General features: G+C 72.9%; 20 protein-coding genes and 1 pseudogene. 13 read left to right on the top strand and 8 right to left on the bottom strand.

Annotated features, from left to right (window positions below; translation table 11 throughout):
- Positions 1-208 precede the first annotated feature (208 nt).
- Positions 209-784 (bottom strand): TMEM175 family protein, encoded by a 576-nt coding sequence (locus ACFV5H_RS29525; RefSeq protein WP_385198085.1) that lies wholly within the window; start codon positions 782-784, stop codon positions 209-211.
- A gap of 92 nt (positions 785-876) precedes the next feature.
- The gene (locus ACFV5H_RS29530; RefSeq protein ID WP_385051303.1) at positions 877-1,911 is read right to left on the bottom strand and encodes a LacI family DNA-binding transcriptional regulator; all 1,035 of its coding nucleotides are present in this window, start codon (positions 1,909-1,911) and stop codon (positions 877-879) included.
- A gap of 107 nt (positions 1,912-2,018) precedes the next feature.
- On the opposite strand from ACFV5H_RS29530, the gene ACFV5H_RS29535 reads away from it, so the two are divergent.
- Genes ACFV5H_RS29535 through ACFV5H_RS29545 form a run of 3 tightly spaced genes read left to right on the top strand, consistent with a single transcriptional unit; the run spans position 2,019 to position 5,047 of the window.
- A complete protein-coding gene (locus ACFV5H_RS29535; RefSeq protein ID WP_385051302.1) occupies positions 2,019-3,194 on the top strand; it encodes a phytanoyl-CoA dioxygenase family protein in 1,176 nt (391 codons plus the stop codon).
- Between the two features lie 18 nt (positions 3,195-3,212).
- The gene (locus tag ACFV5H_RS29540; RefSeq protein ID WP_385198055.1) at positions 3,213-3,989 is read left to right on the top strand and encodes an SDR family oxidoreductase; all 777 of its coding nucleotides are present in this window, start codon (positions 3,213-3,215) and stop codon (positions 3,987-3,989) included.
- A 53-nt stretch (positions 3,990-4,042) separates the two neighbouring features.
- Positions 4,043-5,047 (top strand): Gfo/Idh/MocA family oxidoreductase, encoded by a 1,005-nt coding sequence (locus ACFV5H_RS29545; protein ID WP_385198057.1) that lies wholly within the window; start codon positions 4,043-4,045, stop codon positions 5,045-5,047.
- A gap of 69 nt (positions 5,048-5,116) precedes the next feature.
- On the opposite strand, the gene ACFV5H_RS29550 is transcribed toward ACFV5H_RS29545, so the two are convergent.
- The 5 genes from ACFV5H_RS29550 to ACFV5H_RS29570 are packed head-to-tail and all read right to left on the bottom strand — an operon-like array spanning position 5,117 to position 10,078.
- Positions 5,117-6,136 (bottom strand): Gfo/Idh/MocA family protein, encoded by a 1,020-nt coding sequence (locus tag ACFV5H_RS29550; protein WP_385051296.1) that lies wholly within the window; start codon positions 6,134-6,136, stop codon positions 5,117-5,119.
- Between the two features lie 28 nt (positions 6,137-6,164).
- Positions 6,165-7,067 (bottom strand): sugar phosphate isomerase/epimerase family protein, encoded by a 903-nt coding sequence (locus ACFV5H_RS29555; protein ID WP_385051294.1) that lies wholly within the window; start codon positions 7,065-7,067, stop codon positions 6,165-6,167.
- 1 nt (position 7,068) lies between these two features.
- Positions 7,069-7,980 carry an ATP-binding cassette domain-containing protein gene (locus ACFV5H_RS29560; RefSeq protein WP_385051292.1) on the bottom strand — a complete coding sequence of 304 codons (912 nt, stop codon included), beginning with the start codon at positions 7,978-7,980 and terminating at the stop codon, positions 7,069-7,071.
- 5 nt (positions 7,981-7,985) lie between these two features.
- Positions 7,986-9,062 carry an ABC transporter permease gene (locus ACFV5H_RS29565; protein ID WP_385051290.1) on the bottom strand — a complete coding sequence of 359 codons (1,077 nt, stop codon included), beginning with the start codon at positions 9,060-9,062 and terminating at the stop codon, positions 7,986-7,988.
- Entirely contained in the window at positions 9,062-10,078 is a 1,017-nt protein-coding gene (locus ACFV5H_RS29570; protein WP_385051288.1) for a sugar ABC transporter substrate-binding protein, read from the bottom strand. The genes ACFV5H_RS29565 and ACFV5H_RS29570 overlap by 1 nt, the downstream gene beginning before the upstream one ends.
- Before the next feature lie 316 nt (positions 10,079-10,394).
- Here ACFV5H_RS29570 and iolC point away from each other — a divergent pair, with 316 nt between their 5' ends.
- The 5 genes from iolC to ACFV5H_RS29595 are packed head-to-tail and all read left to right on the top strand — an operon-like array spanning position 10,395 to position 15,884.
- Positions 10,395-11,387 (top strand): 5-dehydro-2-deoxygluconokinase, encoded by a 993-nt coding sequence (gene iolC, locus ACFV5H_RS29575; protein ID WP_385198059.1) that lies wholly within the window; start codon positions 10,395-10,397, stop codon positions 11,385-11,387.
- A gap of 13 nt (positions 11,388-11,400) precedes the next feature.
- Positions 11,401-12,276, top strand: a complete 876-nt coding sequence (locus ACFV5H_RS29580; protein WP_385051283.1) for a deoxyribose-phosphate aldolase — start codon at positions 11,401-11,403, stop codon at positions 12,274-12,276.
- Positions 12,277-12,304: 28 nt separating this feature from the next.
- Positions 12,305-13,198, top strand: coding sequence for a 5-deoxy-glucuronate isomerase (gene iolB, locus ACFV5H_RS29585; RefSeq protein ID WP_385198060.1), 894 nt, complete (start codon positions 12,305-12,307; stop codon positions 13,196-13,198).
- Entirely contained in the window at positions 13,195-15,066 is a 1,872-nt protein-coding gene (iolD, locus tag ACFV5H_RS29590; protein ID WP_385051279.1) for a 3D-(3,5/4)-trihydroxycyclohexane-1,2-dione acylhydrolase (decyclizing), read from the top strand. The genes iolB and iolD overlap by 4 nt, the downstream gene beginning before the upstream one ends.
- A gap of 32 nt (positions 15,067-15,098) precedes the next feature.
- Positions 15,099-15,884 carry a GntR family transcriptional regulator gene (locus tag ACFV5H_RS29595; protein ID WP_385051277.1) on the top strand — a complete coding sequence of 262 codons (786 nt, stop codon included), beginning with the start codon at positions 15,099-15,101 and terminating at the stop codon, positions 15,882-15,884.
- A gap of 6 nt (positions 15,885-15,890) precedes the next feature.
- Here the strand turns inward: ACFV5H_RS29595 and ACFV5H_RS29600 are convergent.
- A pseudogene (locus tag ACFV5H_RS29600) lies at positions 15,891-16,016 on the bottom strand (aldo/keto reductase); the annotation flags it as partial.
- A 216-nt stretch (positions 16,017-16,232) separates the two neighbouring features.
- Here ACFV5H_RS29600 and ACFV5H_RS29605 point away from each other — a divergent pair.
- From ACFV5H_RS29605 to fxsT, 5 genes are all read left to right on the top strand, one after another.
- Positions 16,233-17,138: an endonuclease/exonuclease/phosphatase family protein gene (locus ACFV5H_RS29605; RefSeq protein WP_385198086.1), complete on the top strand. Its 906-nt coding sequence runs from the start codon at positions 16,233-16,235 to the stop codon at positions 17,136-17,138.
- 405 nt (positions 17,139-17,543) lie between these two features.
- A complete protein-coding gene (locus ACFV5H_RS29610; protein WP_385198061.1) occupies positions 17,544-18,809 on the top strand; it encodes a trypsin-like peptidase domain-containing protein in 1,266 nt (421 codons plus the stop codon).
- Positions 18,806-20,338, top strand: a complete 1,533-nt coding sequence (locus ACFV5H_RS29615) for a hypothetical protein (protein ID WP_385051275.1) — start codon at positions 18,806-18,808, stop codon at positions 20,336-20,338. The genes ACFV5H_RS29610 and ACFV5H_RS29615 overlap by 4 nt, the downstream gene beginning before the upstream one ends.
- Positions 20,335-21,441 carry an AAA family ATPase gene (locus ACFV5H_RS29620; protein ID WP_385051273.1) on the top strand — a complete coding sequence of 369 codons (1,107 nt, stop codon included), beginning with the start codon at positions 20,335-20,337 and terminating at the stop codon, positions 21,439-21,441. The genes ACFV5H_RS29615 and ACFV5H_RS29620 overlap by 4 nt, the downstream gene beginning before the upstream one ends.
- Complete coding sequence (gene fxsT, locus ACFV5H_RS29625) at positions 21,438-26,018, top strand: FxSxx-COOH system tetratricopeptide repeat protein (RefSeq protein ID WP_385198063.1); 4,581 nt, start codon at positions 21,438-21,440, stop codon at positions 26,016-26,018. The genes ACFV5H_RS29620 and fxsT overlap by 4 nt, the downstream gene beginning before the upstream one ends.
- Positions 26,019-26,036 lie beyond the last annotated feature (18 nt).

Consider the following 26,036-nt stretch of genomic DNA (forward strand, 5'->3'; position numbering starts at 1 on the left):
TCTTACTTTCCGCCGCCGCCGCCGCCACTTCCGGGCCCGTCCCGGGGGCCTTCGCCCCCACACCCCCGCGCGATGTAGCGCGCGCCCCTGACGGGGCGCGGGGAACTGCGCGAACAACCCCCCTCCACCCGCGCGTCCGGGGTCCAAGGGGCAGCGCCCCTTGTGGACGGGACGGGAAGGGGCGGCGGGGGCGAGGAATGAGGAGCGGTCACTCCGACCGGGCGTTCTCCCGTCGGCCCAGCCACACCTTCACCGGCACCAGCACCAGCCACCACCACATGGCGGCGGGCCCGACGGCCAGGGCGAGCGGGACGGTCACCAGGAACACCGCCACCGTCGCCCCCAGGTCGACGGCGTAGAGCGCCTCGTCCCGCACGGGTGCGGCTCCGCCGCGCAGCCGGGGGCGCCGGGCGACGAGGACGGCCAGCGCCAGGTGGACGGCGCCGAGCGAAGCCACCGTCACCGCGTAGACGATCACCGAGGCGCGTTCGTCGCCGTACTCGGAGACCAGCGCGGTCGGGAACGGCAGCAGTGCCGCGAGACCCAGACCGAGCACGGTCAGCGAGATCACCTGCCCGTCCACCTGCCGGACCGTGCGGAAGATCGCCCGGTGGTCGCGCCAGAAGCCGCCCAGCACCGCCAGGCTGATCCCGTAGGCGCCCAGGTTGGGCAGCGTGTCGCTCAGGGCCTGGTGGAACTCCTCGGAGTCCAGCCCCTGCGGCACGGAGATGTCCAGGACCAGCAGGGTGATGGCGATGGCGAACACGCCGTCGGCGAGCGCGATCAGCCGCTCGGGCCCGCCTTCGGGGGTCGGATTCCTCATGCCCACGACGGTAGGCAGGCCCGGCCCACGGCACGTGGTTACACGCCCGGCCGTCACCCCGCCGCCGTCGGGGGCGGCATGTTGTAGGGGGTCACCACCTGGACGGCGGAGGGAAGGGTGGGACCGGCGGGCGGCAGGGCGCCGTGGGCGCGCATCACCAGGTGGCATGCCTCCCGCAGGTCGTGGCGCAGATCGTGGTGGAGCACGGCGGACAGCCGGTGCTCCCGCAGCAGCCGGGTGTTCTCATGGTCGAGATCGTGCGCCACGAACACCGCGCACTCCCGCCCGGCGTCCTCGAAGGCGCGCAGGGTCGCGATGTTGCCGCCGCCGATCGAGTAGACCGCGCGGATCTCCGGATCGCGTTCCAGCGCGGCCCGGACCAGGTCGTACTGCGTGGCGTCCAGCCCCTGTCCCTCGGCGATCTCGACGAGGGCCCGCCCGGGGTGCCGGACGCGCATGGTGGCGCGGAAGCCCATCTCGCGCTCCTCCTCGTTGCGGAAGGAGCCGCTGGAGAGACTGGTGAGCACGTTGCCGGGCCGGCCGCCCAGCCACTGCCCCATGAGGTAGGCGGCGGTCGCGCCCGCCGCCCGGTTGTCGCTGCCGACGTGCCCGATCCGGGCACTCGCCGGCAGGTCCGTCACCAGGGTCACCACGGGAACCCCCGCCGCCACGAGCCGGCCGACGGCCGCGGTGACCTCGGGAACGTCGGGCGCCTTGAGCAGCACGCCCTGGGAGCCGCGACGGCCGATCCGGTCGAGGAGCGCGACCAGCTCCCCCGCCGGGCCCGTCTCCCGGAAGTGGAAGCGGGAGCGGACCACCGCCGGGTGCAGGGAGGGCAGTTCGGCCTCCAGGGCGGCCCGGACGGCGGTGGAGAACCGCTCCGGCGACTGCATCACGATGTCCACCATGAACGTCCGGCCGACCAGCCGGACCTGGGTGCGCTGCCGGTCCAGGTCGGCGATCGCCCGGTGCACCTCCCGCGCGGTGCTCTCCCGCACTCCGCCCCGGCCGTTGAGGACCCGGTCCACCGTGGCCTCGCTCAAACCGGCCTGACGTGCGATTTCCCGGATCGGGAAGGGGTGGCCCACATCCGCTCCTGAGGGGTTTTTGATGGCTTGCTGCCGGTTGTTCGAAGGGTTTGTACTGACAAGAATGACATCAGCCGCGTCGCTCCGTGACCCGAAGGGACGACCCCATGTCATCCTCCACCCACCAGCGGACGCCCGTGCCGGCCGCCTGGCTGTCCGAGCGGGACTGCGACCTGGACGCCTTCCGCGCACTGGTCGAGCAACCGACCGACCTCGACGCCTACCCGCACGCCGGTGGCGTCGAGCGGAACGTGCTGCTGTACGACGCCGACCGGCTCGCCCTCGCCGACCGCCGTGCCGTACAGGCCGAGCTGGTGCGCGCGTTCGCGGACGGCCCCGGCATCGTGGTGATCCGCGGGGCCTTCACCGACCCGGCGGTCGTGGACCGGACCACCGCCGTGTTCGACGCCCTGATCGCCGAGCAGCGCGCCTCGGGCGCCGGTGCCGGCGACCACTTCGCCAGACCGGGCGCCAACGACCGGGTGTGGAACGCCCTGGAGAAGGCGGCCCTGTACGACCCGGAGGCGTTCGCCGAGTACTACGCCAACGACGTGATCGCGCTGGTCTCCTCGGCCTGGCTCGGCCCCGGCTACCAGGTCACCTCCCAGGTCAACGTGGTCAACCCGGGCGGCGCGGCGCAGACCGTGCACCGCGACTACCACCTCGGGTTCCTCTCCGACGAGGCCGCCTCCGCCTACCCGGCGCATGTGCACCGCCTCTCCCCCGTGCTCACCCTCCAGGGCGCGGTGGCGCACTGCGACATGCCCGTCGAGTCCGGGCCCACGCTGTACCTGCCGCACTCGCAGAAGTACGAGCCGGGCTATCTCGCCTGGCGGCGCCCGGAGTTCCGGGCGTACTTCGAGGAGCACCACGTGCAACTGCCGCTCGCCAAGGGCGACGTGGTGTTCTTCAACCCGGCGCTGTTCCACGCCGCCGGCGCCAACCACTCGGCGGACATCCGGCGCATGGCCAACCTGCTCCAGGTGTCGTCGGCGTTCGGCCGGGCGATGGAGACGGTGGACCGCGAGGCCGTGGCGGGCGCCGTCTACCCGGTGCTCCTCAAGCGGCGGGGCGAGGGCGCCGGCGAGCGGTGGCTGGAGAACGTGATCGCGGCGAGCGCCGAGGGGTACCCCTTCCCCACCAACCTCGACCGCGACCCGCCGGTCGAGGGCCTCGCCCCGCCCTCGCAGGCCGATGTCGTACGCCGGGCGCTGCGCGAGGGCTGGACCGCGCGGACCCTGCGGGGCGAACTGCGGGCCGGCGCCAAGCGGCGCGAGAGCTGAAGGGACCCGGACACAGGCATGGGACTTCTCGACGACAGGATCGTCCTCGTCAACGGCGGCAGCCAGGGCGTCGGCGCGGCCGTCGCGCGGGCCGCGGTCCGCGAGGGGGCGGTCGTGGCCGTGAGCGGGCGGCGCCCGGAGCCGGGCGAGGCGCTGGTGGCCGAGCTGGCCGCCGCGGGCGGCAAGGCGATGTTCGTACGGGCCGACCTGGCGGACGCCGGGCAGGCCACGGCCTGTGTCGCGCGGGTGGTGGAGGCGTACGGGCGGGTCGACTGCCTGGTCAACTCCGCGGGACTCACCTCGCGCGGGACGCTGCTCGACACCACGCCCGAACTGTTCGACCAGCACATCGCGATCAACCTCAAGGCGCCGTTCTTCGCCATGCAGGCCGCCGTCGCGGACATGGTGCGGCGCGCGGCACCCGGCACGGTCGTCAACGTCATCACCTCCTCCGCACACGGCGGGCAGCCGTTCCTGGCGCCGTACGTCGCCGCGAAGGCGGGCCTCGCCGGCCTGACCCGGAACGCGGCGCACGCCCACCGCTGGGACCGGATCCGGATCAACGGCCTGAACATCGGCTGGACCGTCACCGAGGGCGAGGACGCCACCCAGCGCGCCTTCCACGGCGCCGGGGACGACTGGCGCGAACAGGCCGCCGCGCGGCTGCCGATGGGAAAGCTCGGCCAACCGGACGAGATCGCCGACTTCGTGGCCCTGCTGCTCTCCGACCGTTCCGGGGTGGTCACCGGCTCCGTGATCGACTGGGACCAGAACGTCCTCGGCGGCCTCGACTGACCTCCCCGCACGCCCCGCTCGTACGAACCCGCAAGCAAGGAGCACCGTCCCCCATGCGCATCGGAATCCTCGGCCTCGGCCGCATCGGCGCCTTCCACGCCGAGACCCTCGCCGGGCTCGGCACCGTCGAGTCCCTCGTCGTCTCCGACCCGTTCACGGACGCCGCGAAGGCCGCCGCCGAACGGTTCGACGCCGAGGTCGCGGACTCCCCCGAGGCCCTGCTCGCGGCCGGGGTGGACGGCGTGGTCGTCGCCGCCGCGACCGACGCCCACCCGGCGCTGATCCTCGCCTGTGTGGAGGCGGGCGTGCCCGTCTTCTGCGAGAAGCCGGTGGCCCGCACCATGGCCGAGGGGGTGGAGGTGCTGAAGGCGGTCGAGGGCCGTGACGTGCCGGTCCAGATCGGCTTCAACCGCCGTTTCGACGCCGGCTTCGCCGCCGCGCGGGCCGCCGTACGCTCCGGGGAGCTGGGCAAGCTGCACACCGTGCGCTCGACCACGCTGGACCCGGCGCCGCCGCCGGCCGCGTACATCGCCGCGTCCGGGGGCATCTTCCGGGACTGCTCGGTGCACGACTTCGACATCATCCGCTGGGTGACCGGCCGCGAGGTGACCGAGGTGTACGCGGCCGGCGGCAACCGGGGCGCCGACTGCATCAGGGAGGCGGGCGACGCGGACACGACCGGCGCGGTCCTCACACTGGACGACGGGACTCTCGCGGTGGTCTCCAACAGCCGTCACAACGCCCGCGGTTACGACGTCCGTATGGAACTCCACGGCTTCGCCGACTCGATCGCGGTGGGGCTGGAGGACAAGCTGCCGCTGCGGTCGGTGGAGCCGGGCGTGACCTTCCCGGCCGGTACTCCCCACGACTTCTTCATGGACCGGTTCACGGCCGCCTACCGTGCCGAACTGGCCGTGTTCACCGAGGTCGTGGCCGGTACCCGCCCCTCGCCGTGCACGGTCGCGGACGCCCTGGAGGCGGGCTGGATCGCCGAGGCGTGCACACTGTCGCTGCACGAGCACCGTCCCGTCACCGTCGAGGAGGTACGGCAGGCTTGAGCGGGCCCTCGCCGGCTGTGCCCACCCTCCCCCATCGCCCTGCGGAACGACTGCCCGCAGCGGCTGGAGCTACCGGTACAGCGCGGGTTTCTCCACCAGGTCGACCTCCACCCGGCCGCCCGTCTCCAGCGCCCGTACCCCCGCCTCGCACACGGCCGCCGCGGCGTAGCCGTCCCACGTGTTGGGGCCGGTGATCCCGCCGCGGCGGGTGGTGTCGACCCAGGTCTGGATCTCGTCGTCGTAGGCCTGGGCGAAGCGTTCGGTCCAGTCCTGGGTGATGGTGCCGCCCCAGCGGCCGGCCGTGTTGGTGACCAGGGCATGGCCGTCGCCGATGCGGGCGGTGCCGCGTTCGCAGACCACCTCGGCCTGCACCTGGTAGCCGAAGCCGCAGTTGACGAAGATCTCGACGTCACTGAGCGCGCCTCCGTCGGTCTCCAGGACGACGAACTGCGGGTCGCGCAGTCCCTCGGGGGCGCCGGAGGAGGGGGTGGGACGCAGGACCGTGACGGCGGTGATCTCGTGGCCGAGCAGCCAGCGGGTGACGTCCACCTCGTGGGCCACGGAGTCGGTGACGAGCATGGCACTCGTGAAGAAGGGCGCGCTGGCCACGTTGCGGTGCCGGTTGTGCAGCATCAGCGGGCGGCCCAGCTGCCCGGTCTCCAGCAGGGCTTTCAGGCGCACGTACTCGGTGTCGTAGCGGCGCATGAAGCCGACCTGGACCCTGCGGTGACCGAGGGCCTGTTCGGCCTCCATGACGCGCAGGGCGGAGGCCGCGTCGGGGGTGAGCGGCTTCTCGCACAGGACGGGCAGGTCGTGCTCGAACGCGGTGAGCAGGGCGGCCTCGTGGGCCGGCCCGGAGGAGGCGATGAGTACGGCGTCGACGTCGGCCGCCGCCATCGCGGCGGCCGGGTCGGTGTGGGCGGTGCAGCCGTCGACGCCCGCGGCGACGGCCTTGGCCCGTTCGGCGTCGATGTCCACGACGGCGGTGACCCGCGCGCCGCTGACGACCCGGTCGATGCGGCGTACGTGGTCGGCGCCCATCCGGCCGGTGCCGATGACGGCGATGCGCAGTGGCTCACGCCGGTTCATGTCTCTCGCCTCCCCTTCGTCGGGCTCGTCAGGCGCCGCAGGAGCGGAGGAACCTGCGGGTGCGTACGGCGATGGGAAGCGGCTTGTCGGGCTCGCAGGGGTACATGTCCTGCTCGACGATCGCGAACAGGTCCACGCCCAGTTTCTGCGCGGCCGTGAGGACCGGGCCCAGCTCGGGGACACCGGCGGGCGGTTCGCACATCACCCCGCGCTGCACGGCCGGCCCGAACGGGACCTCGTTCTTGACGACGTCGGCGAGGATCTCCGGGTCGACCTGCTTGAGGTGGAGGTAGCCGATGCGTTCGCCGTAGGTCTCGATCAGCTTGACGCTGTCGCCGCCGCAGTAGGCGTAGTGGCCGGTGTCCAGGCAGAGGTTGACCAGGCCGGAGTCGGTCGAGTCGAGGAAGCGCTCGACGTGCTCCTCGGTGTCGATGTGGGTGTCGGCGTGCGGGTGGACGACGATGTCCAGGCCGTACGTGTCCCGCACCTCGCGGCCGAGGCGTTCCATGCCCTTGGTGAGGTGGCCCCACTGCTCGGTGGTGAGCTCCGGGGCTTCGAGGATCTCGGCGGTCTTGTCGTCACGCCAGAAGGACGGGATGACGACGAGGTGCTTCGCGCCCATGTCCCGGGTGAGCGCGGCGACCCGGCCGACCTGCTCCCAGGTGGTGTCCCATTCGGACGGGCCGCGGTGCAGTCCGCAGAAGATGGTGCCAGCGGAGACCTTGAGGCCGCGCTTCTTCACCTCGTCGCCGAGGCGGGCCGGGTCGGTGGGGAGGTAACCGTAGGGGCCGAGTTCGATCCAGGAGTAGCCGGCCTCGGCGACCTCGTCGAGGAAGCGCTGCCAGGGCACCTGCTGCGGGTCGTCGGGGAACCAGACGCCCCAGGAGTCGGGGGCGGAACCGACCCGGATGCGGTCGAGCGCGACTGCCATGTCAGGACTTTCCTTCCGGAGTTGCGGCCGCGGGGGCCTGGAGGTCGCCCTCCTCGGGGAGTTCCTCGGTGTCGACGCCGCCGACCTGCGCCAGCTCGTGCTTGAGCGCGGCCAGTTCGGCGCCGCCGGCCATGTGGTTGGTCAGCTCCTCGAGGCCGACCTCGCTGCGGGGGGCGGACAGCTCCATGGTGCCCAGGCGCAGCACGCTGAAGTGGTCGCCGACCATGTAGGCGTGGTGCGGGTTGTGGGTGATGAAGATGACGCCGAGGCCGCGGTCGCGGGCCATCGCGATGTACTTGAGGACCACGCCGGACTGCTTGACGCCGAGGGCGGCGGTCGGCTCGTCGAGGATGAGGACGCGGGCGCCGAAGTAGACGGCGCGGGCGATGGCGACGCACTGGCGCTGGCCGCCGGAGAGGGTGCCGATGGGCTGCTCCAGGTCGTCCAGGACGATGCCCATGTTGCGCAGTTCCTCGTCGGCCGTCCTCTTCATCCGGTCGATGTCGAGGCGGCGGACGGGCCAGGGGCCCCTGGTCATCTCGGAGCCGAGGAAGAAGTTCCGCCACACCGGCATCAGCGGGACGACCGCGAGGTCCTGGTAGACGGTGGCGATGCCCTTGTCGAGGGCCTCGCGCGGGGTGGAGAAGCGCACCGGCTCGCCGTCGACGAGGAACTCGCCCTCGGTGTGCCGGTGCAGCCCCGAGATGATCTTGATGAGGGTGGACTTGCCGGCACCGTTGTCGCCGAGGACGCAGGTCACCTTGGCGGGGTGGACGGTGAGGTCGACGCCGTGCAGGGCGCGGATGTTGCCGTAGGACTTGCCCGCGGCGCGGAGTTCGACCAGGGGGCGGTCGCCGTCGGGCACGGTGTCCTCGAGGACGGAGCCGTGGGTGCCGGTGGTCTTGTCGGTCATTGCGGTCACCTCCGGGTCGCCTGGCGCTGGACCCACAGATTGATGAGGACGGCGCCGAGCAGCATCACGCCGAGGAAGGCCTTGAACCAGTCCGGGTTCCAGCCGGCGTAGACGATGCCCTGCTGCACCATGCCGAACATGAAGGCGCCGAAGACCGGGCCGATCGCGCTGCCGGCGCCGCCGGTCAGCAGACAGCCGCCGATGACGGCCGCGGCGATGTAGATGAGCTCCTGGCCCACGCCCTCGCCGGACTGCACGGTGTTGAAGGAGAACAGGTTGTGCATGCCGACGAACCAGGCGCCGAAGCCGACCAGCATGAACAGGGAGATCTTGGTGAAGGTGACGGGGACGCCGACCGCGCGGGCGCTGTCCTTGTTGCCGCCGACGGCGAAGATCCAGTTGCCGTACTTGGTGCGCAGCAGCACCCAGGTGGCGAGGGCGGCGAAGACGAGCCACCACACCACGGTGATCTTCACCTGGACGCCCGCGACGTCGAAGCTTGAGGCGAAGAGGGCCTTGGCCTGGTCGAAGCCGTCCATGTCGCTGATGCTGTCGGTGGCGACGTTGCCGGTGACCGTCTTGGTCACCGCCAGGTTCACGCCCTGCAGGATCAGGAAGGTGCCGAGGGTGACCAGGAAGCTGGGCAGCCCGGTCCTGACCAGCATCCAGCCGTTGAACGCGCCGATGCCCAGGGAGACCGCCAGGGCGACGATCACGCCCATCCACACGTTCAGGGTGAGCTGGTAGCTGAGCATGCTCGCGGTCAGTGCCGAGGTCACGACGGCGACACCGGCCGAGAGGTCGAACTCGCCGCCGATCATCAGCAGGGCCACGGGCAGCGCCATGATCCCGATGACCGACGACTGGTACAGGATGTTCGCCATGGAGCCGCCGTCCCGCACCGGCGGAGCGGCGAACAGGAAGAACACCATGACGGCCACGGCGCCGAGGAACACGCCGACCTCGGGCCGGGCGAGGAGCCGCAGTGCGAGCGGGCGCCGCACGGTGCGGCCGTCGCTCTGTTTCGGGCCGGGGGCCGGCGGTGGGGTCACCGCCGGCTCAGCCTGTTGGGCCATGCTCATCACCGAGTGCCCTTCGCGGCGTACTCGGAGACCGCGTCGACGTTGGACTTGTCGACGAACGCCGGGCCGGTCAGCACCGGCTGCTCACCGCCGCCGCTGTAGTTGCCGTTGTTCTTGTAGAGCCACAGGCCGTCGACGGCGAGGTAGCCCTGCAGATAGGGCTGCTGGTCCACGGCGAACTCGATGTCGCCGGCCCCGATCGCCTTGGTCAGCTCCTTGTTGAGGTCGAAGGTGGCGACCTTCGCCTTGCTGCCCGCGTCGCCCACCGACTGCACCGCGGTCGGCGCGAAGGGCGCGCCGAGGGTGACGACGTAGTCGATGGAGGAGTCCTGCTTCAGCTTCGCGGTGATCGTCGACTTCACCGACGGCATGTCGGTGCCGTTGACGTTGAGGATCTGGGTCTCGCCCTCGAAGGTCTTCTTCACCCCGTCGCACCGCTGGGTCAGGCCGACGTTGCCCTGCTCGTGGATGACGCAGACGGTGTTCTTCGCGCCGACCTCGTTCAGCTTCTTGCCGAACGCCTCGCCCGCCACCGACTCGTCCTGGCCGAAGAACTCGAGCAGGCCGAGGTCCTTCCAGTCGCTCAGGCCGGAGTTGAGGCCGACGACGGGGATGCCGGCCGCGTTCGCCTTGGCTATGACGGCCTTCAGCGCGTCCGGCTTGGCGAGGGTGACCGCGATGCCGTCGACCTTCTGGTCGATCGCGTTCTGCACCAGGGTGGCCTGGGTGCCGGCGTTCGGGTCGTTGCTGTAGACGAGGTCGACGTTGTCCTTGGCCGCGGCGGCCTCGGCGCCCTTGCGCACGATGTCCCAGAAGGTGTCGCCGGGCGCCTGGTGGGTGACGAGGGCGACCTTCATGCGGGGCGTGTTCGCCTTGCCCGCGGAGGCGTCGGCCCCGCCCTCCTCGGACTCCTTGCCACCGGAACCGCTGGAGCAGCCGGCGAGGGTCAGGGCGGCTGCCGCCGCGACCGCGACGAACGCGATTCTGCGGGAGCGGGTGTGCGAAGAGCGGTCCATCTGTCCTGCACCTCACTGTGCTACGCGGGGAAAGGGCGGGAGTCCGAGGATCCGGTGCCCGGAGCCCCGGAGATCCGGGGTGTGCCATGGAACACGGCGGTCATGCTGGGACGCGATCCAATCCCCAGAACCGCCCGGTGTCAATACTTTGTTAAGACATCATTTCACTAACTAGTCCGAATGTAAGTACAAACTATTGACATCGCCGCCCTCCGAGACCTACACCTGTGAGGCGGCAGGTCCCTGGGATCCTCGTCCCCACCGTGGCAGGGCGCCCTGGGACCCGCATCCCCAGCAGCTCGAGGAGCGTCGCTCAATGGCCGTCTCACCACACTATTTCGACCTGATCACCATGGGTCGCATCGGGGTCGATCTTTATCCACTGGAGACCGGCGTTCCGCTCGCGCGCGTGGAGACGTTCGGGAAATTCCTGGGCGGATCGGCTGCGAATGTCGCGGTGGCGGCCGCACGAATGGGCCGTTCCGCGGCAATCGTCACGCGCACCGGTGAGGACCCGTTCGGCACGTTTCTGCGCGAGGCGCTGAGGGAGTTCGGCGTGGACGACCGCTGGGTCGCCCCGGTCTCCGCGTATCCCACCCCTGTCACCTTCTGTGAGATCTTCCCGCCGGACGACTTCCCGCTCTACTTCTACCGCCGCCCCAAGGCCCCCGACCTGGAGATCCGCGCCGACGAACTGGACCTGACCGCCGTACGCGCGGCCGGCGTCTTCTGGATCACCGGCACCGGCCTGAGCGAGGAACCGAGCCGCTCGGCCACCCTCACCGCCCTGGAGGCCCGTGACCGGGCCGGAACCACCGTCTTCGACCTGGACTGGCGCCCCATGTTCTGGCGGGACCCGGACCAGGCCCGCCCGTACTACCGCGAGGCGCTGCGGCACGCCACGGTCGCGGTCGGCAACCTCGACGAGTGCGAGGTCGCCACCGGTGTGCGCGAGCCCGGGGCCTGCGCCGAGGCGCTGCTGGAAGCCGGTGCGGAGCTGGCCGTGGTCAAGCAGGGCCCGAGGGGCGTGCTCGCCGTGCACCGCGACGGCACCCGGGCCGAGGTGCCCCCGGTGCCGGTCGAGGTGGTCAACGGTCTCGGTGCGGGCGACGCCTTCGGCGGCTCGCTCTGCCACGGTCTGCTCTCCGGCTGGGACCTGGAGCGGACCATGCGCCACGCCAACGCCGCGGGAGCCGTCGTCGCCTCCCGCCTCGCCTGTTCGTCCGCCATGCCGACCGAGCCGGAGGTCGCGGACCTCCTCGCGCGGGCCGCCTCGCCGGGCACGGCGGACCTGCCGAGCCAGTCCTGAACGGAGCCCTTCCTTGAACCTCAGCATCCCCGACCTCACCACGGTCCGGGCCCGCAACCCGGAGGCCGTCGCCGAGGCCGCCGCCCGCCGGGCACGGCGCCCGCTGATCGGCGACAGCGGCCGGCTGATGATCGTGGCCGCCGACCACCCCGCGCGGGGCGCGCTCGGCATCGGCGACCGCCGGCTGGCCATGGCCCACCGCGCCGACCTGCTGGAACGTCTCTGCATCGCGCTGTCCCGGCCGGGCGTCGACGGGGTGCTGGCCACCGCCGACATCCTGGAGGACCTGCTGCTCCTCGGGGTGCTGGAGAACAAGGTCGTCATGGGTTCGATGAACCGGGGCGGCCTGGCCGGGGCGTCCTTCGAGATGGACGACCGCTTCACCGGCCACCGCGCGGAGGACATCGCCCGGCTGGGCTTCGACGCGGGCAAGCTGCTGGTCCGCATCGACTACGACGACCCGGGCTCGCTGGCCACCCTGGAGTCCGCCGCCCGCGCCGTGGACGCCATGGCCGAACGCCGGCTGCCGGTGTTCGTGGAGCCGTTCATCTCGCGCCGGGTGGACGGCCGGGTCCGCAACGACCTGTCCGCCGAGGCCGTCACCCGCTCCATCGCCATCGCCTCCGGTCTGGGCGGCACCTCCGCCTACACCTGGCTGAAACTCCCCGTCACCGACGACGTCGACGCCATGCCGGAGGTGCTGGGGGCCTCCACGCTGCCCGTCGTCCTGCTCGGCGGCGAGGTCGGCGACCAGGAGGCGGCGTACGAGCGGTGGGGCAAGGCGCTGCGGCTGCCCACCGTGATGGGGATGGTCGTCGGCCGTTCGCTGCTCTACCCGGCCGAGGGCAGTGTGGAGACGGCGGTGGACACGGCCGTCGGCCTGTTGTGAGAAGCCTGTTGCGACCCGGAGGCACGCCATGACACATCACCTTCCCGCGGGCAAGGCCCTCGCCGGCCCCTACGCCGTCGACGTGAACCCGGAGAACGCCGGCTGGGGCCACTCCAGCCTGCGCGTCCTCCGGCTGCCGCCCGGCGGCGCGCACACCTTCGACACCGGCGACAGCGAGTGGATCGTGCTGCCGCTGAGCGGCGGCTGCACGGTCACCGCCGACGACGACTTCGGCCACGACACCTTCGAACTCACCGGCCGCACCAGTGTGTTCGACGGCGTCACCGACTTCGCGTACGTCCCGCGCGACGCCCGCGCGACGGTGTCCTCGGCGGACGGCGGACGGTTCGCGCTCACCGGCGCCCGCTGCACCCGCCGGCTGCCCGCCCGTCACGGACCGGCCTCCGACGTTCCCGTGGAGCTGCGCGGCACCGGGAACTGCTCACGGCAGGTCAACAACTTCGGTGCGGCAGGCACGTTCGAGTGCGACAAGCTCATCGCGGTGGAGGTGCTCACCCCGGGCGGCAACTGGTCGTCCTTCCCGCCGCACAAGCACGACGAGCACCGGCCCGGCGAGGAGTCCGTGCTGGAGGAGATCTACTACTTCGAGTTCGCCGGCCACGACGGCACCCCCGGCCTCGGCTACCAGCGGGTCTCCCCCTCCGGCCCGGGCCGCGGGACGGACGTGCTGGCCGAGGTGCGCGACGGCGACGTCGTCCTCATCCCGGACGGCTGGCACGGCCCGTCCATGGCCGTGCCCGGCCACCACATGTACTACCTCAACGTCATGGCGGGACCCGAGCCGGAACGCGCCTGGCTGATCTGCGACCACCCCGACCACGCCTGGATCCGCGACACCTGGCCGGACCAGGCGGTCGACCCCCGACTCCCCCTCTACACCGCACCGGAGAGGTCCGTATGAGCGCCGCCACCCGCCGACTGACGACCGCACAGGCACTGGTGCGGTTCCTGTCCGCCCAGTACACCGAACGCGACGGTGTGCGCCGCCGGCTGATCGCGGGCACCTGGGGCATCTTCGGTCACGGCAACGTGGCCGGTATCGGGCAGGCACTCGTCGAGTACCGCGAGGTCATGCCGTACCACCAGGGCCGCAACGAGCAGGCGATGGTGCACGCCGCCGTCGGTCACGCCCGCCAGCTCAACCGGCTCTCGGCGCAGGCGGTGACGACGTCCATCGGTCCCGGCGCGACCAACCTCGTCACCGGCGCCGCCCTCGCCACCGTCAACCGGCTGCCGGTGCTCCTGCTCCCCGGCGACTACTTCGCCTCGCGCGTCGCCGACCCGCTGCTCCAGCAGCTGGAGCACCCGGTCGAGGCCGACGTGTCGGTCAACGACACGCTCCGCCCGGTGTCGCGCTACTTCGACCGCGTCACCCGCCCCGAGGCCCTGATCCCCTCCGCGCTGGGCGCCGTGCGGGTGCTCGCCGACCCGGCCGAGACCGGTGCGGTGACGCTGGCCCTCCCCCAGGACGTACAGGCGGAGGCGTACGACTGGCCGGAGGAGTTCTTCGCCGAGCGCGTCTGGTCCGTACGACGTCCCGCCCCGGACCCCGCGGAGCTGACGGCCGCCGCGCAGGCCGTACGGGCCGCGCGGCGCCCGCTGATCGTCGCGGGCGGCGGGATCCACCACAGCGAGGCCGAGGAGGCGCTGAAGGCGTTCGTGGACGCCACCGGCATCCCGGTCGCCTCCACCCAGGCCGGCAAGGGCTCCCTGCGTCACGACCACCCCGCCGACCTCGGCGGCATCGGCCACACCGGCACGGCGGTGAGCGACGAACTCGCCCGCACCGCCGACCTGGTGATCGGCGTCGGCACCCGCTACTCCGACTTCACCACCGCCTCCGGCACCCTCTTCCAGAACCCGGACGTCCGCTTCCTCAACCTCAACATCACCGGGTTCGACGCGCACAAGCTGGCGGCGCGCACCCTGGTCGGCGACGCGCGCACCGGTCTGGAACAGCTCGCCGGGGCGCTCGCCGGCCACCGCGTGGAACCGTCGTACGAGGCGGAGTACCGGGCCGGCAAGGAGCGCTGGGAGCGGGTCGTCCTGGCCGCCTACCGCGCGGACGACGACACGGCCGTACCGACGCAGACGCAGGTGATCGGCGTGCTCGACGCGGTCGTCGGCGACGAGGACGTGCTGATCAACGCGGCCGGTTCGCTCCCCGGCGACCTGCACAAGCTGTGGCGCTCCCGCAGCCCCCGCCAGTACCACCTGGAGTACGGCTACTCCTGCATGGGCTACGAGATCCCGGCCGCGCTGGGTGTCCAGCAGGCCGCTCCCGGCACCCCGGTGTGGGCGCTGGTCGGCGACGGCACCTATCTGATGAACCCGACGGAGATCGTCACCGCCGTCCAGGAGAACCTCCCGGTCAAGCTGGTCCTGATCCAGAACCACGGGTACGCCTCCATCGGCGGCCTGTCGGAGTCGGTGGGCGCCGAGCGCTTCGGCACCGCCTACCGTCACCGGGCCGCCGACGGCACCTTCACCGGCGCCCCGCTGCCCGTGGACCTCGCGGCGAACGCGGCCAGCCTCGGCATGGACGTACTGCGCGCCAAGACCGTGCGGGAGCTGCGGAACGCGCTGGCCGAGGCGCGTGCCTCCGACCGTCCGACGTGCGTGTACGTCGAGACCGACCCCGCTCCCACCGCTCCCCCGGCCGAGGCCTGGTGGGACGTGCCGGTGGCCGAGGTGTCCGCCCGCGAGGCCGCCGTCCAGGCCCGCGCACGGTACGACGCCGAGGTGACCGGCCGCCGCCGGCACCTCTGAACCCGACCGCGCTGCTACAGGAAGGTACGTCCATGGCGAAGACCGGCGACCCCGCACGTGCCGCGACCGGACCCGCGCTGAGCACCCTGGACTTCGCCCTGGACCGGGGCAGTCCGGTGCCGCTGTACCACCAGCTCGCGCAGCAGCTGGAGGCGGCGATCGAGCAGGGCGTCCTCGCCCCCGGCAACCTGCTGGGCAACGAGGTCGACCTGTCCGTGCGGCTCGGCCTGTCCCGGCCCACCGTCCGCCAGGCCATCCAGTCCCTCGTCGACAAGGGACTCCTGGTCCGGCGGCGCGGGGTGGGCACGCAGGTGGTGCACAGTCAGGTCAGGCGCCCCCTGGAACTGAGCAGTCTCTACGACGACCTGGAGACGGCCGGGCAGGGCCCGACCACGCGGGTGATCCGCAACGAGACGGTGCAGGCGCCGGCGGACGTGGCGGTCGCCCTGGGACTGGCCGAGGGCGCCGAGGTCGTCCTGCTGGAACGCCTGCGCTGCACCCGTGCACAGCCGGTCGCCCTGCTGTGCAACTACCTCCCGTCGGGCCTGCTCGGCCTCGACAGCGCCCGGCTCGAAGCGACCGGCCTGTACCGGATGATGCGTTCGGCCGGCATCACCCTGCACAGCGCCCGCCAGACCGTCGGCGCCCGCGCGGCCACCGCGGCGGAGGCCTCCCGGCTGGACGAGAAGGAGGGCGCCGCCCTGCTCACCATGCAGCGCACGGCCTACGACGACACCGGCCGGCCGGTGGAGTACGGGACCCACATCTACCGTGCGTCCCGGTACTCGTTCGACTTCCAGCTGCTGGTCAGACCATGAGGCGGTTCAGTGCGCCGCGTCCAGCCGGGCCCGCTGCTCCGCCGACAGTTCCAGGTCCACCGCCGCCAGGTTCTCCTCCGGCTGCACCGGTGACGACACCCCGGCCGGCGGGAGGACCGGCAGCCTGTTCCCTCCCGTTCCCGTACCCCGTCGTCGGGGCACGGACCGGGAGTCTTCCGCTTGAAGAGCGCTCCAGGTCAAGCGTCCTTGCGGTGCGTCGAGGCGAAACGGAAACTGATCCGCTCCGCGGTTCGTCCTGGACAACGAGTCGAGCGGACGGAAAACCAGGTGGAACGAGCAGCAGTGACCCGAGGGGCGTGGCGCCGGTGGGTGTGGACGCGGGGGCGGGTGCCCGCCGCGCTCGCGGTGCTGACGGCCGGGCTGTCGGCGTTCCACCGGGTGGTGCCCAACTCCGTGGGCCGGGTGGGCAGTCTGCTGGAGACGTTCCTGCCGTGGCTCGGGCCGGTGATCGTCGTGCTGTTCGGCTGGGCCCTGCTGCGCCGTTCGGCCACCGCCCTGGTGGCGCTGCTCCTGCCGACGGCGGCCTGGACGTACCACTTCGGTGGGCTGCTCCTGCCCGCCGGGGAGCCCGGCCCGCACGACCTGGTCGTGGTGCAGCACAACGTCAGTGACGAGAACACCGACCCGGCGGGCACGGCCCGCGCCCTGGCCGCCGTCGGACCCGATCTCGTCGCGCTGCAGGAACTGGTGCCCCCGGCGCTCGCGGTGTACGAGAAGACGCTCGCCCCGGACTACCCGTACCACGCGGTCCGGGGCACCGTCGGACTGTGGTCGAAGCATCCGCTCACCGACACCCGGCTCCTGGACGTCAGACCGCGAGGCATCACGGAACCCTGGAGTCGCGGACTGCGGGCCGTGGTCCACACGCCGCACGGTGAGATCGCGGCGTACGTCGCGCACCTGCCCTCGGTCCGTGTGGGGGCGGGCGGCCTCGCGTCCTCCCGGCGCGACGAGAGCGCCGGCCTGCTGGGCAGGGCCGTCGCCGCCGAGCCGCTGGAAACGGTGATCCTGCTGGGCGACCTCAACGGCACGGTCAACGACCGCGGGCTGGCCCCGCTCACCTCACGGATGAGCGTGGCGCAACGGGGCTTCGCCCTCAGCTTTCCCGCCGCCCTCCCCCTGGCCAGGATCGACCAGGTCATGGCCCGCTCGGCGACCGTCCCCCATATCCGCACCCTGCCCGCGACCGGCAGCGACCACCTGCCGGTCGCGGCCCGGATCGCACTGCGGTGAACGAGTACCGGACTTGACCGGGTGACGTCGGGTCCAGCAGGTCCGTGCGGGTGGGACACGCGCAGGGCGGCGGGCCGGCCGACGCCAGGAGGGCCGCGCGGGAGCGTGTTCGCCCTCAGGCTGTCGAACGACACCGTCCGGTACCGGCCGAACCGCGCCCCCGGCGTCGCCGGGCGGGCCGGCGAATGCCTCGAACAGTGGACCGTACCGGCGCAGGTCCCGGCCGGCGGAACGATCGGCGGCTCGTGGCCGGACTGCCGGGCCGGCACCCCCTGGCCGGCCGGCGCCCCGTCACCGGCCGTCCCGGCCCGCGGAAACCGCGACGGCGGCATTTCGGCCACCCTTCGGCCCTCCCGTCCGATTCAGACGTCTTGTCGGGACGCCGACCGGGTATTGCTGCTTAGCATGGCCGTAACACGCGCGCCTCCAGCACCTGGTTCACCGCGGCCGTGCCCGACCCCGGCGGACGGGGTGCGTGGCGGAGGCTCGCGGAGCGGGAAACGGGGGGCAGGGGTGGAACATTCACTCGCGGAGTCATGGCGCGTACGGATCCTGGACGCACGGGGGACACCGGCCGGCGCAGGGGTGCTCGTGGCCGGTAACAGGGTGGTGACCTGCGCGCACGTCGTGGAAGGAGCGCTCGGTCCCGATGCCGGGGACCCGCGGGAGGCGGAACTCACGGTGGACTTCCCCGGCTCCCTCGCGCCCGGCGCCGGGCCGGTGCGCGCCCGAGTCGCGCCCCGGGGCTGGGCTCCGCCGGACGAGGAGCGGGCCGACGTCGCGGTGCTCGACCTGTACGGGGACGCCCCGGTCGACTGCCGGCCCGCAGGGCTGCGGCCGTGCGGCCCCGCCCGCGACCGGATCGTCCGGGCCTTCGGGCAGGTCGCCGGCGCGCCCGCCGGGCTGTGGCTGCGGGCGCGGCTGGTGGGGTCCGGCGGGCTGAGCCCCGAGTGGATGCAGCTCGAGGCGGCGAGCGAGGCCGGGGACCGGCTGCGGCAGGGCTACAGCGGGGCGGGGGTCGTGGACGACTCCGGGTACGTGATCGGCCTGGTGGTCGCGGAGGACACCCGCGCGGAGCGCCGCACCGGCTGGCTCATACCGGTCGAGGTCGTCGTACGGTACTGCCCCGACCTCGCGGACGCGGTGACCGGCCCCGCCGCCGGGGCGGACGGGGCCCCGGGCACCGACGGGCCCCGCGGATCCGGTCCCCACGCGCACCGGCCGGACGGCCCGTACGCCCCGGACGGCGCCCCCGGCCCGCACGACCCGGCCGGCTACCCCGGCCCGCACGACCCGGCCGGCTACCCCGGTCCGTACGGACCGGACCGCGGTCCCGGCGCGGAGGGCGTCCTTCCGCCGCCCTGGCCGCCCAGCGCCGAGCGGGATCTCGCCCGGGTGCTCGTGAAGGTGCGGAGCTTCGCCGACCCGCACCGCCGAGAGCGGGTGCTGCGGGACACCGGGGACCACATCGCCTTCCATGTCGAGCGCACCGGGGTCCTGATCAACGACGCCCGGGCGGTGCTCGGGCTCTGTCTGGAGTACGAGGACGGCATCGACCGGTTCGCGGCGGCGTTGCGCTGGTACGAGTCGCGCTCGCTGCCGATGCGGGAGTTCGACCGCGAGGTCGCCCGGCTGCGTGCGCCGGGGGCCGGCGGCGGGGCCGCCCGATGAGCGGCTCCCGCGATCCGTACTGGGCGCTGGCCAACGAGATGCTCCGGCTCCAGCGCTCGTCCACGGACACCGCCTCGGCCCGGCGGGCGGCGCTTCAGCGGGTCGCCTCGGAGTACGGGGCGGCCCCGCGCTCGCCCGAGGGCGCCACCGTGGAGGCGCTCGCCCTGGAACTGGCCTACTGCGCCGACCATCCGGGCGGGCTGGCCGTCTATCTGGAGGAGTTCTCCCGCGGCCACCGGAAGACGACCAGCTGGCGGACGGTGGAGCGGCTGCACAGGCAGCTCTTCCCCTCGGACCTCCTGGAGCCGCACCACCGCCGGACCCTGTGCGAACTCCTGGAATCCTGCGATCAGGCGCCCCGGTTACGCCCCCTCGCCCTGCGCGTCCTGCACGAGACCGGCGCCGGCCCCGCCGCCCCCGGGGACCGGGGCTCCGGCCGGGGTCACGACGAGCGGCACGGCGAGGTCTCGGCCCTGCTGGCGGTCTTCGAGGACCTGCCGTACGGCTGGGAGAACGAGCCACACCCCCTGCTCGTCTTCGTCGAGACCGTCGCCGTCCTGGAGGACACCCCGCTCCGGGCCCGGCTGCACGCCTGGAGCGGGCAGGTCGCCGCCCATCTGGGCTGCCGCAGTCCGCAGCGGCTGGCCCGGCTGCGCGACGAGGTGGCCGCCCGGGCCGGCCGGCCGCTCTCCCCGTACCGGCTCCTCCTGGAGATCACCGCGCGCACGCCCGTGCCCGACCTCTACACCGTGCGGTCCTGGGTGGTGCCGCCCGGCCCCGACGGGGCACGACCGTACGGCGAGCCGGTGCAGCTTTCCTCACGGGCCGCGATGGAGGGCGAGGTCGCGGGCCGCTATCTGTCCTGCGTACAGGAGCTCGGGGAGCTGAGCGCGGGAATGGTGGTCGAGTTCCTGCTGCCGAGGCCGCTTCTGTGGCTGCCGGTGGACCAGATCATGGCCCGGCCGCCGGACTCGGTGGCCCGTCCGATCGGCGCCGACCACACGGTCCTGGTCCGCAGCCGGGACCGGTGGGCGAAGCCGCACTGGCGTCCGCGGCTCCACGCCCGGTCCGACCTCCTCACCACCGCCCCGGAGACCGCCTTCGAGTCGGCCGCAGTACGCGTGGTGCCGTACGGCGAGCGGCTGCGGCCGGTGGAACTGCTCCGTCAACTGCGTCACGACCGCGAGCAGCTCGGCTGGCTGTTCCTCGAACCTCCCCCGTACACCGGCGGTCTGGAGGGGGACGCGGTCAACGTGCTGCTGGAGATGGGGATGCCGGTGATCGTGGCGGTGCGCGAGGTGGGCGGCCATCCGGAGGCGGAACGAAAGACACGGAAAGTACTGGCCGGCAGGCTCATGGAACTGCCCGAGCGGGTAAGGATGCTGAGGGGGGAAGTGGGGCCGGACGCGGAGGTCTTCTCCGTTCTGGACCTGCATCGGCACATCAGCCTAGTGTGGGACGGCCGTGACGGACTGGAGGGGGCGGACTCCGCATTGGGGCATCCGTCGACCGGGGGTGGCTTGCGATGAGCGGGACCGTGCACCGCGTGACGGGCGGCACGAACGGCGCGGGTGGGACCGACGGATCCTCCGTCCCCGGCTGGTGGGTCTTCCGGGACACCGGTGAGCACCGCTCACCGCAGGACGAGGTGCTGCCGAAGCTCCCCCCGCCGCCGGCCTGGCGCCGTTTCCGGCCGGAGTCCGAACGCGGTCCGCTGGACGTGCCGCTGCCCGCCGACGACCAGGACACCCGGCGCCGGCTCGGCAGGCGGCGCGGCGGCACGCTGGCCCCGAAGACGCTGCACGTCGTCAACGCCGCGATCCATCTGCGCCGCCCGCTGCTCGTCACGGGCGCGCCGGGCACCGGGAAGTCCTCCCTCGCCCACCAGATCGCCTCCGAGCTGGGGCTGGGCAGGGTGCTGTGGTGGCCGGTGGTCAGCCGCACCACGCTCCGCGACGGTCTGTACGACTACGACGCCATCGGCCGGGTCCAGGACGCCCCGCAGCCGGGACGCCGCTCCCCCACCGGGGACGGCCCGCTGCCCGGCATCGGCCGTTACCTCACGCTCGGCCCGCTGGGGACGGCCCTGCTGCCGTGGCGGCGGCCCCGGGTGCTCCTCGTCGACGAGCTGGACAAGAGCGACGTGGACCTCCCCAACGACCTGCTGCACATCTTCGAGGAGGGCGAATACCACGTCCCCGAGCTGGAGCGGCTCACCCAGTCGCGGCGCCAGGTGGAGGTGGCCACCGCCGACCACGACCACCGGGTCACCGTGACGGCGGGCCGGGTGCGCTGCGCCGAGTTCCCCATCGTGGTGATCACCAGCAACGGGGAGCGCGACTTCCCGCCCGCCTTTCGCCGCAGGTGTCTGGAGGTGCGGATGCCCGCACCGGACGGGCAGCGGCTCGCCGCGATGGTCGCCTCCCACTTCGGCGGGGCGCTCGACGAGCGGACGCGGGAGCTGGTGCGGGAGTTCGTGGAACAGCGGGGCGACAGCGCCGACCTCGCCATCGACCAGCTGCTCAACACCGTGCACATGCTCACCAACGGCGCCGCCGAGGCGGACGACACCTCCTGGCTGCAACTGCGCGACGCCCTCTGGCGGAACCTGTCCTCGGACACCTCACCATGACCGGACCCGAAGGCTCCGCAGAGCCCACGGCCCGCGAATGGGCGGAGGCGCTCTGGCTCGCGGAGGTGATCGGGCAGGAGGAGGGCCCACCGGGCCCCGACCGGGAGACCGACGACCGGGACACGGGCGACCGGGACACGGGCGGTCCGGGCGTCGACGGCCGCGAAACCGGCGCGGCCCCCGGCGGTCCTTCCGGAGCCCCCCCTACGCCGGAGGACACATCCGAAGCAGCGGACACCGGCACAGGAACGGACACCGGAACGGACGACGGGACGCATCCCGGGAACGGCGCGGGCGGAACGGCGACGGCGACGGCGCACGGTCCCCCCGCTCCCGGCGCCGGCGCCACCGGCCCGGCCGTTCCCGACGGCCCGCTGCCCGCCCTCCCCCGGATCTCCCACACGCTCTCCTCCGGCCGGGGGGCCGTCACCGGGGAGGAGTTACCCGGCGCGCTCCGCGACGCCCGGGGCCTGGCCCGGGCCCTGCGGCCGCTCAATCGCCGGCTGCCGGGCGGCTCCCGGCGACGGGTGCTGGACGAGGAGGCGACCGCCGTACGGGCGGCCGAGACCGGCCAATGGCACCCGGTGCTCACCCGGCCACCCGACCGCTGGTTCGAAGTGGCCCTCGTCGTGGAGCGCAGCGTGTCCATGACGGTGTGGCAGCCGGTGGCTCGCGCGTTCGCCGAACTGCTGCGCACCCAGGGCGCGTTCGCCGACGTACGGCTCTGGTCGCTGGACACCCGGGACGGCAAGCACGCGGTGCTGTGCTCGGCCGACGGGGGGCTTCGGCACAGCCCCGCCGAACTGTTCCATCCGGACGGGCGCCGGATCGTCCTGGTGATGAGCGACTGCGTGGGCGACGCCTGGGCGGGCGGGGCCGTGCCCCGGCTGCTGCACACCTGGGGCAGGCGCGCGCCCGTCGCCGTGCTGCAGCCGCTTCCGACCCATCTGTGGGATCTCTGCGACGGCGTGCCGATGGACCTGCGGGTGCGCGCCTTCGCGCCGGGGCTCCCCAATTCCCGTCTCGAACTGCTGCGGTACGGCCGGTGGGAGCGGCCCCGCGACAGCGACCCGGCCGATCCGCTGCCCGTCCCCGTGCCCGTGCTGGAGCTGGAACCCGGCTGGTTCACGGGCTGGGCCCGGATGGTGACCGGGGGCGCTCTGCCGTGGACCGAAACGACCTCGCTGCTGGTGGACGAGCAGGGGCTCACGCCGCACTGTCTGCCTCCGTTCACCTGGGAGGAGCGGCGCCGTCCGGTTCCGCCGGACCTGGCGGTGCGGCGGTTCCTGCGGCACGCCTCCCCGGCCGCGCGGCGGTTGGCGGCCCGGCTCGCGATGGTGCCGCTGCGGCCCGAGGTGGTGGAGGCGGTGCGGCAGGGGCCGGTGGCGGCCGGCGGACCGCTGCCGTTCGCGGAGATCCTGCTGGGCGGACTGCTCGCGTTGCGCACCACGGCCGCCCAGGGGCGGACCGGCGAGGAGTACATGTTCGAGTTCCTGGACGGGGTGCGCTCCCGGCTGCTGCGCGGGCTGGGCCGCACCGAGCTGCTGCGCACGCTCCAGGAGACCTCCGCGCTGGCCGGGCGTGCGGTCGGGGCCCGGCCGGACCTGCTGCGCACCGTGATCGGCAGCCGGGAGAGGCCCGAGGCGGACACCCTCACCGATCTGGACCGCGAACTCCTCGACGCCGCGGGGCCCGCGCTCAAGGCGCTCGGTCCACCCTATGGTGCGGTTTGGGACCCGGTTCGGGGGACGGCTCCGTTCGGTCCGGTCACCACCGGGGAAGGGGTGACGGCGGAGGAGGACCCGGCGGGGAGCGCTCCGGCGGACGGCGCCTCGCGGACCGGCGGGCCCGCGGACGGCGGGGCGGGTGGAGAAGGAGACGGCCCTCACTCCGGAAGCGAGGCCGGAGCCGGAGCCGGCTCCCCCCAGGACAACGGCACAACGCCCCCGAACGCAAAGGACACCGTCACCATGGAACCCCCAGCGGCGGGAGGCACCGCACCGGGTGTCACGTCCCCCGGCCCCGGCGACACCGGCACCGGCACCGGCACCGGCACCGGCACCACGGGACCGGCCCCTTCCGGCCAGTCCCGCTCACCCCGTTCCGTACCCCTGCCCAATCCGCACTTCGCCGGGCGCGAGAACGAACTGGCCGAGTTGCACCGGCAGTTGGGGGCGAGCACACGGGCCGCCGTCCTGCCGCACGCGCTGCACGGCCTCGGGGGCGTCGGCAAGACGCAGCTCGCCCTGAAGTACGTCCAGCTGCACCGGCACGAGTACGACCGGGTGTGGTGGATCGACGCCGAGCAGCCCGCGGTGATCCGCGCCCAGCTGACCATGCTGGCGCCGGAACTCGGCCTGGTGCCGGACCGGCAGAGCGACACGGTGGCGCGTGTGCTGGCAGCGCTGGCCTCGGGCGCGCCGCACAGCCGCTGGCTGCTGGTGTTCGACAACGCGGGACAGCCCAACGAGGTCATCCCGTACCTGCCGTCACTGATCGGCGACTCCGAGGGGACCGGACGCATCCTCATCACCTCGCGCCACGCCGGCTGGTCGGACCGGGTGCTCGCGACCAAGGTGGACGTGTTCACCCGCGCCGAAAGCCTGGACTTCCTGCGGGCGCGCGCGCCCTGGGCCGGTCCGGAGCAGGCGGACCAGCTGGCCGAACTCCTCGGCGATCTGCCGCTCGCCCTGGAACAGTGCGCGGCGCTGCAGCGGCAGACCGGCATCGCGGTGCCGGACTTCCTGACGATGATCGAGCAGCGACGGGCCGAGGTGCTGGCCGAGGGGGTCGACTCGATCACCCTGCCGGTGGCGGTGGTGTGGCGGGCCTCCATGGAGACGCTGGCCACGCAGGCGCCGGGCGCGCTCGAACTCCTGCGTCTGCTGGCCTTCTTCGGGCCCGAGCCGGTGGCACTGGACTTTCTGCACGACGCCAGGATGCTGCCGTTGCCCCCGGCGCTCATGCGGCTCGCCCGCGACCCGCTGTCCCGGGGCCGTGCCATCCGGGCGATCAACCAGTTCTCGCTGCTCACCGTCGACAACGTGGCCGGGACGGTGCAGATGCACCGACTGGTGCGAGCGGTCCTCCAGGACGAACTGCCGGCACCGGAGCAGAGCGAGATGCGGCACCTGGTGCACCAGGTCATCGCCGCGCACGACCCGGGCGACACCCAGCGGTCCGAGCACTGGCAGAACTACGCCGACATCCTTCCGCACCTGGAACCGACGGGGCTGCCTCGCTGCGAGGACCGGCACATCCGGGACACCGCGATCAACATGATCACCTATCTGCTGGCGCGGGGCGTGCTGCGCGGAGCGGCGCAGCTCGGCGAGCGGATCAGCACGGACTGGCAGTCGTTCCTGGGCGTGGACGACCTCCAGACCCTGTGGGCGACGCGGCACCGGGCGAGCGCCCACTGGCAGCTGGCCGAGTTCGCCGTCTCGCGGCCGCTGAGCGAGGAGGTGCTGCGGCGGCTCCGGGAGACGGTGGGCGACGACCACGAGTACACGCTCACGGCCGCCGGAGTACTCGCCGCCGACCTGCGGACGGCGGGCCGGTTCGCGGACGCCCTGGAGCTGGACGAGGACGCGTACCGGCGCAGCGTGAACATGTACGGGGCGCAGGACCCGTTCACCCTGCGGGCCGGGCACAACTACGGGGTGAGCCTGCGCGTCAACGGGCGCTACGGGGAGGCCCTGGACCTCGACCGGCGCGTCCACCAGGACCTCCGCACGGTCCTCGGCGCCACCGCGCTCTCCACTCTCTTCTCCGTCAACAACGTGGCCCGCGACATGCGCGAGTGCGGCGAGTACGCGGCGGCTCTGGAGCTCCAGGAGCAGACGCTCGCGCAGTACCGCGCACAGTACGGCGACCGGCATCCCCACACCATGCGGGCGATCAAGAACATGTCGGTGACCTGCCGCAAGGCCGGTCGGTTCGACCGGGCGCGGACACTGGCCGAGGAGGTGCTCGACCTGTACGTGGCGATCCTCGGGCCGATGCACATCGACACGCTCGCCGCGTTCGCCAACCTCGCCAACGACCTGCGGCTGACGGGCGACGCCGAGGCCGCCGAGCGGCAGGGCGCGCAGGCCCTGGAGCGGTACCGTACGGTGCTCGGCACCGAGCACCCGCTGACGCACGTGGCGGCCGTCAACCACGGTGCCGCGCTGCGCGCGGTGGGCAAGTTCCCGCAGGCGCTCCGGCTCGACCAGGAGACCGCGCCCGGTCTCGAACGGGTGTTGCACGAGACGCATCCGTGGGCGCTGCTCGCGCACGTCAACCTGGCGACGGGGCTGGCCAGGACGGGCGAGCACGAGGCGGCGCGCGATCTGGGCGAGCGGTGCGCCCGGACCCTGGAGGAGCGCTACGGGGACCGGCATCCGGCGACCCTGGCCGCCCTGCGGAACGTGTCGCTCGACCTCGTGTCCTGCGGGGAGGAGGAGCGGGGCGCGGAGCTGCTGGCCTCGGTGGTGCGCCGCTACCACGAAACCCTGGGGGCCGAGCACGGGGAGACGCTGTCGGCGGAGGCCGGGCGACGTGCGGAGTGCGACATCGAGCCGCCCCCGCTGTGACGCCCCGGCACCCGCGGG

This window comes from Streptomyces sp. NPDC059787, assembly GCF_042732315.1.
Classification (GTDB): domain Bacteria; phylum Actinomycetota; class Actinomycetes; order Streptomycetales; family Streptomycetaceae; genus Streptomyces; species Streptomyces atrovirens.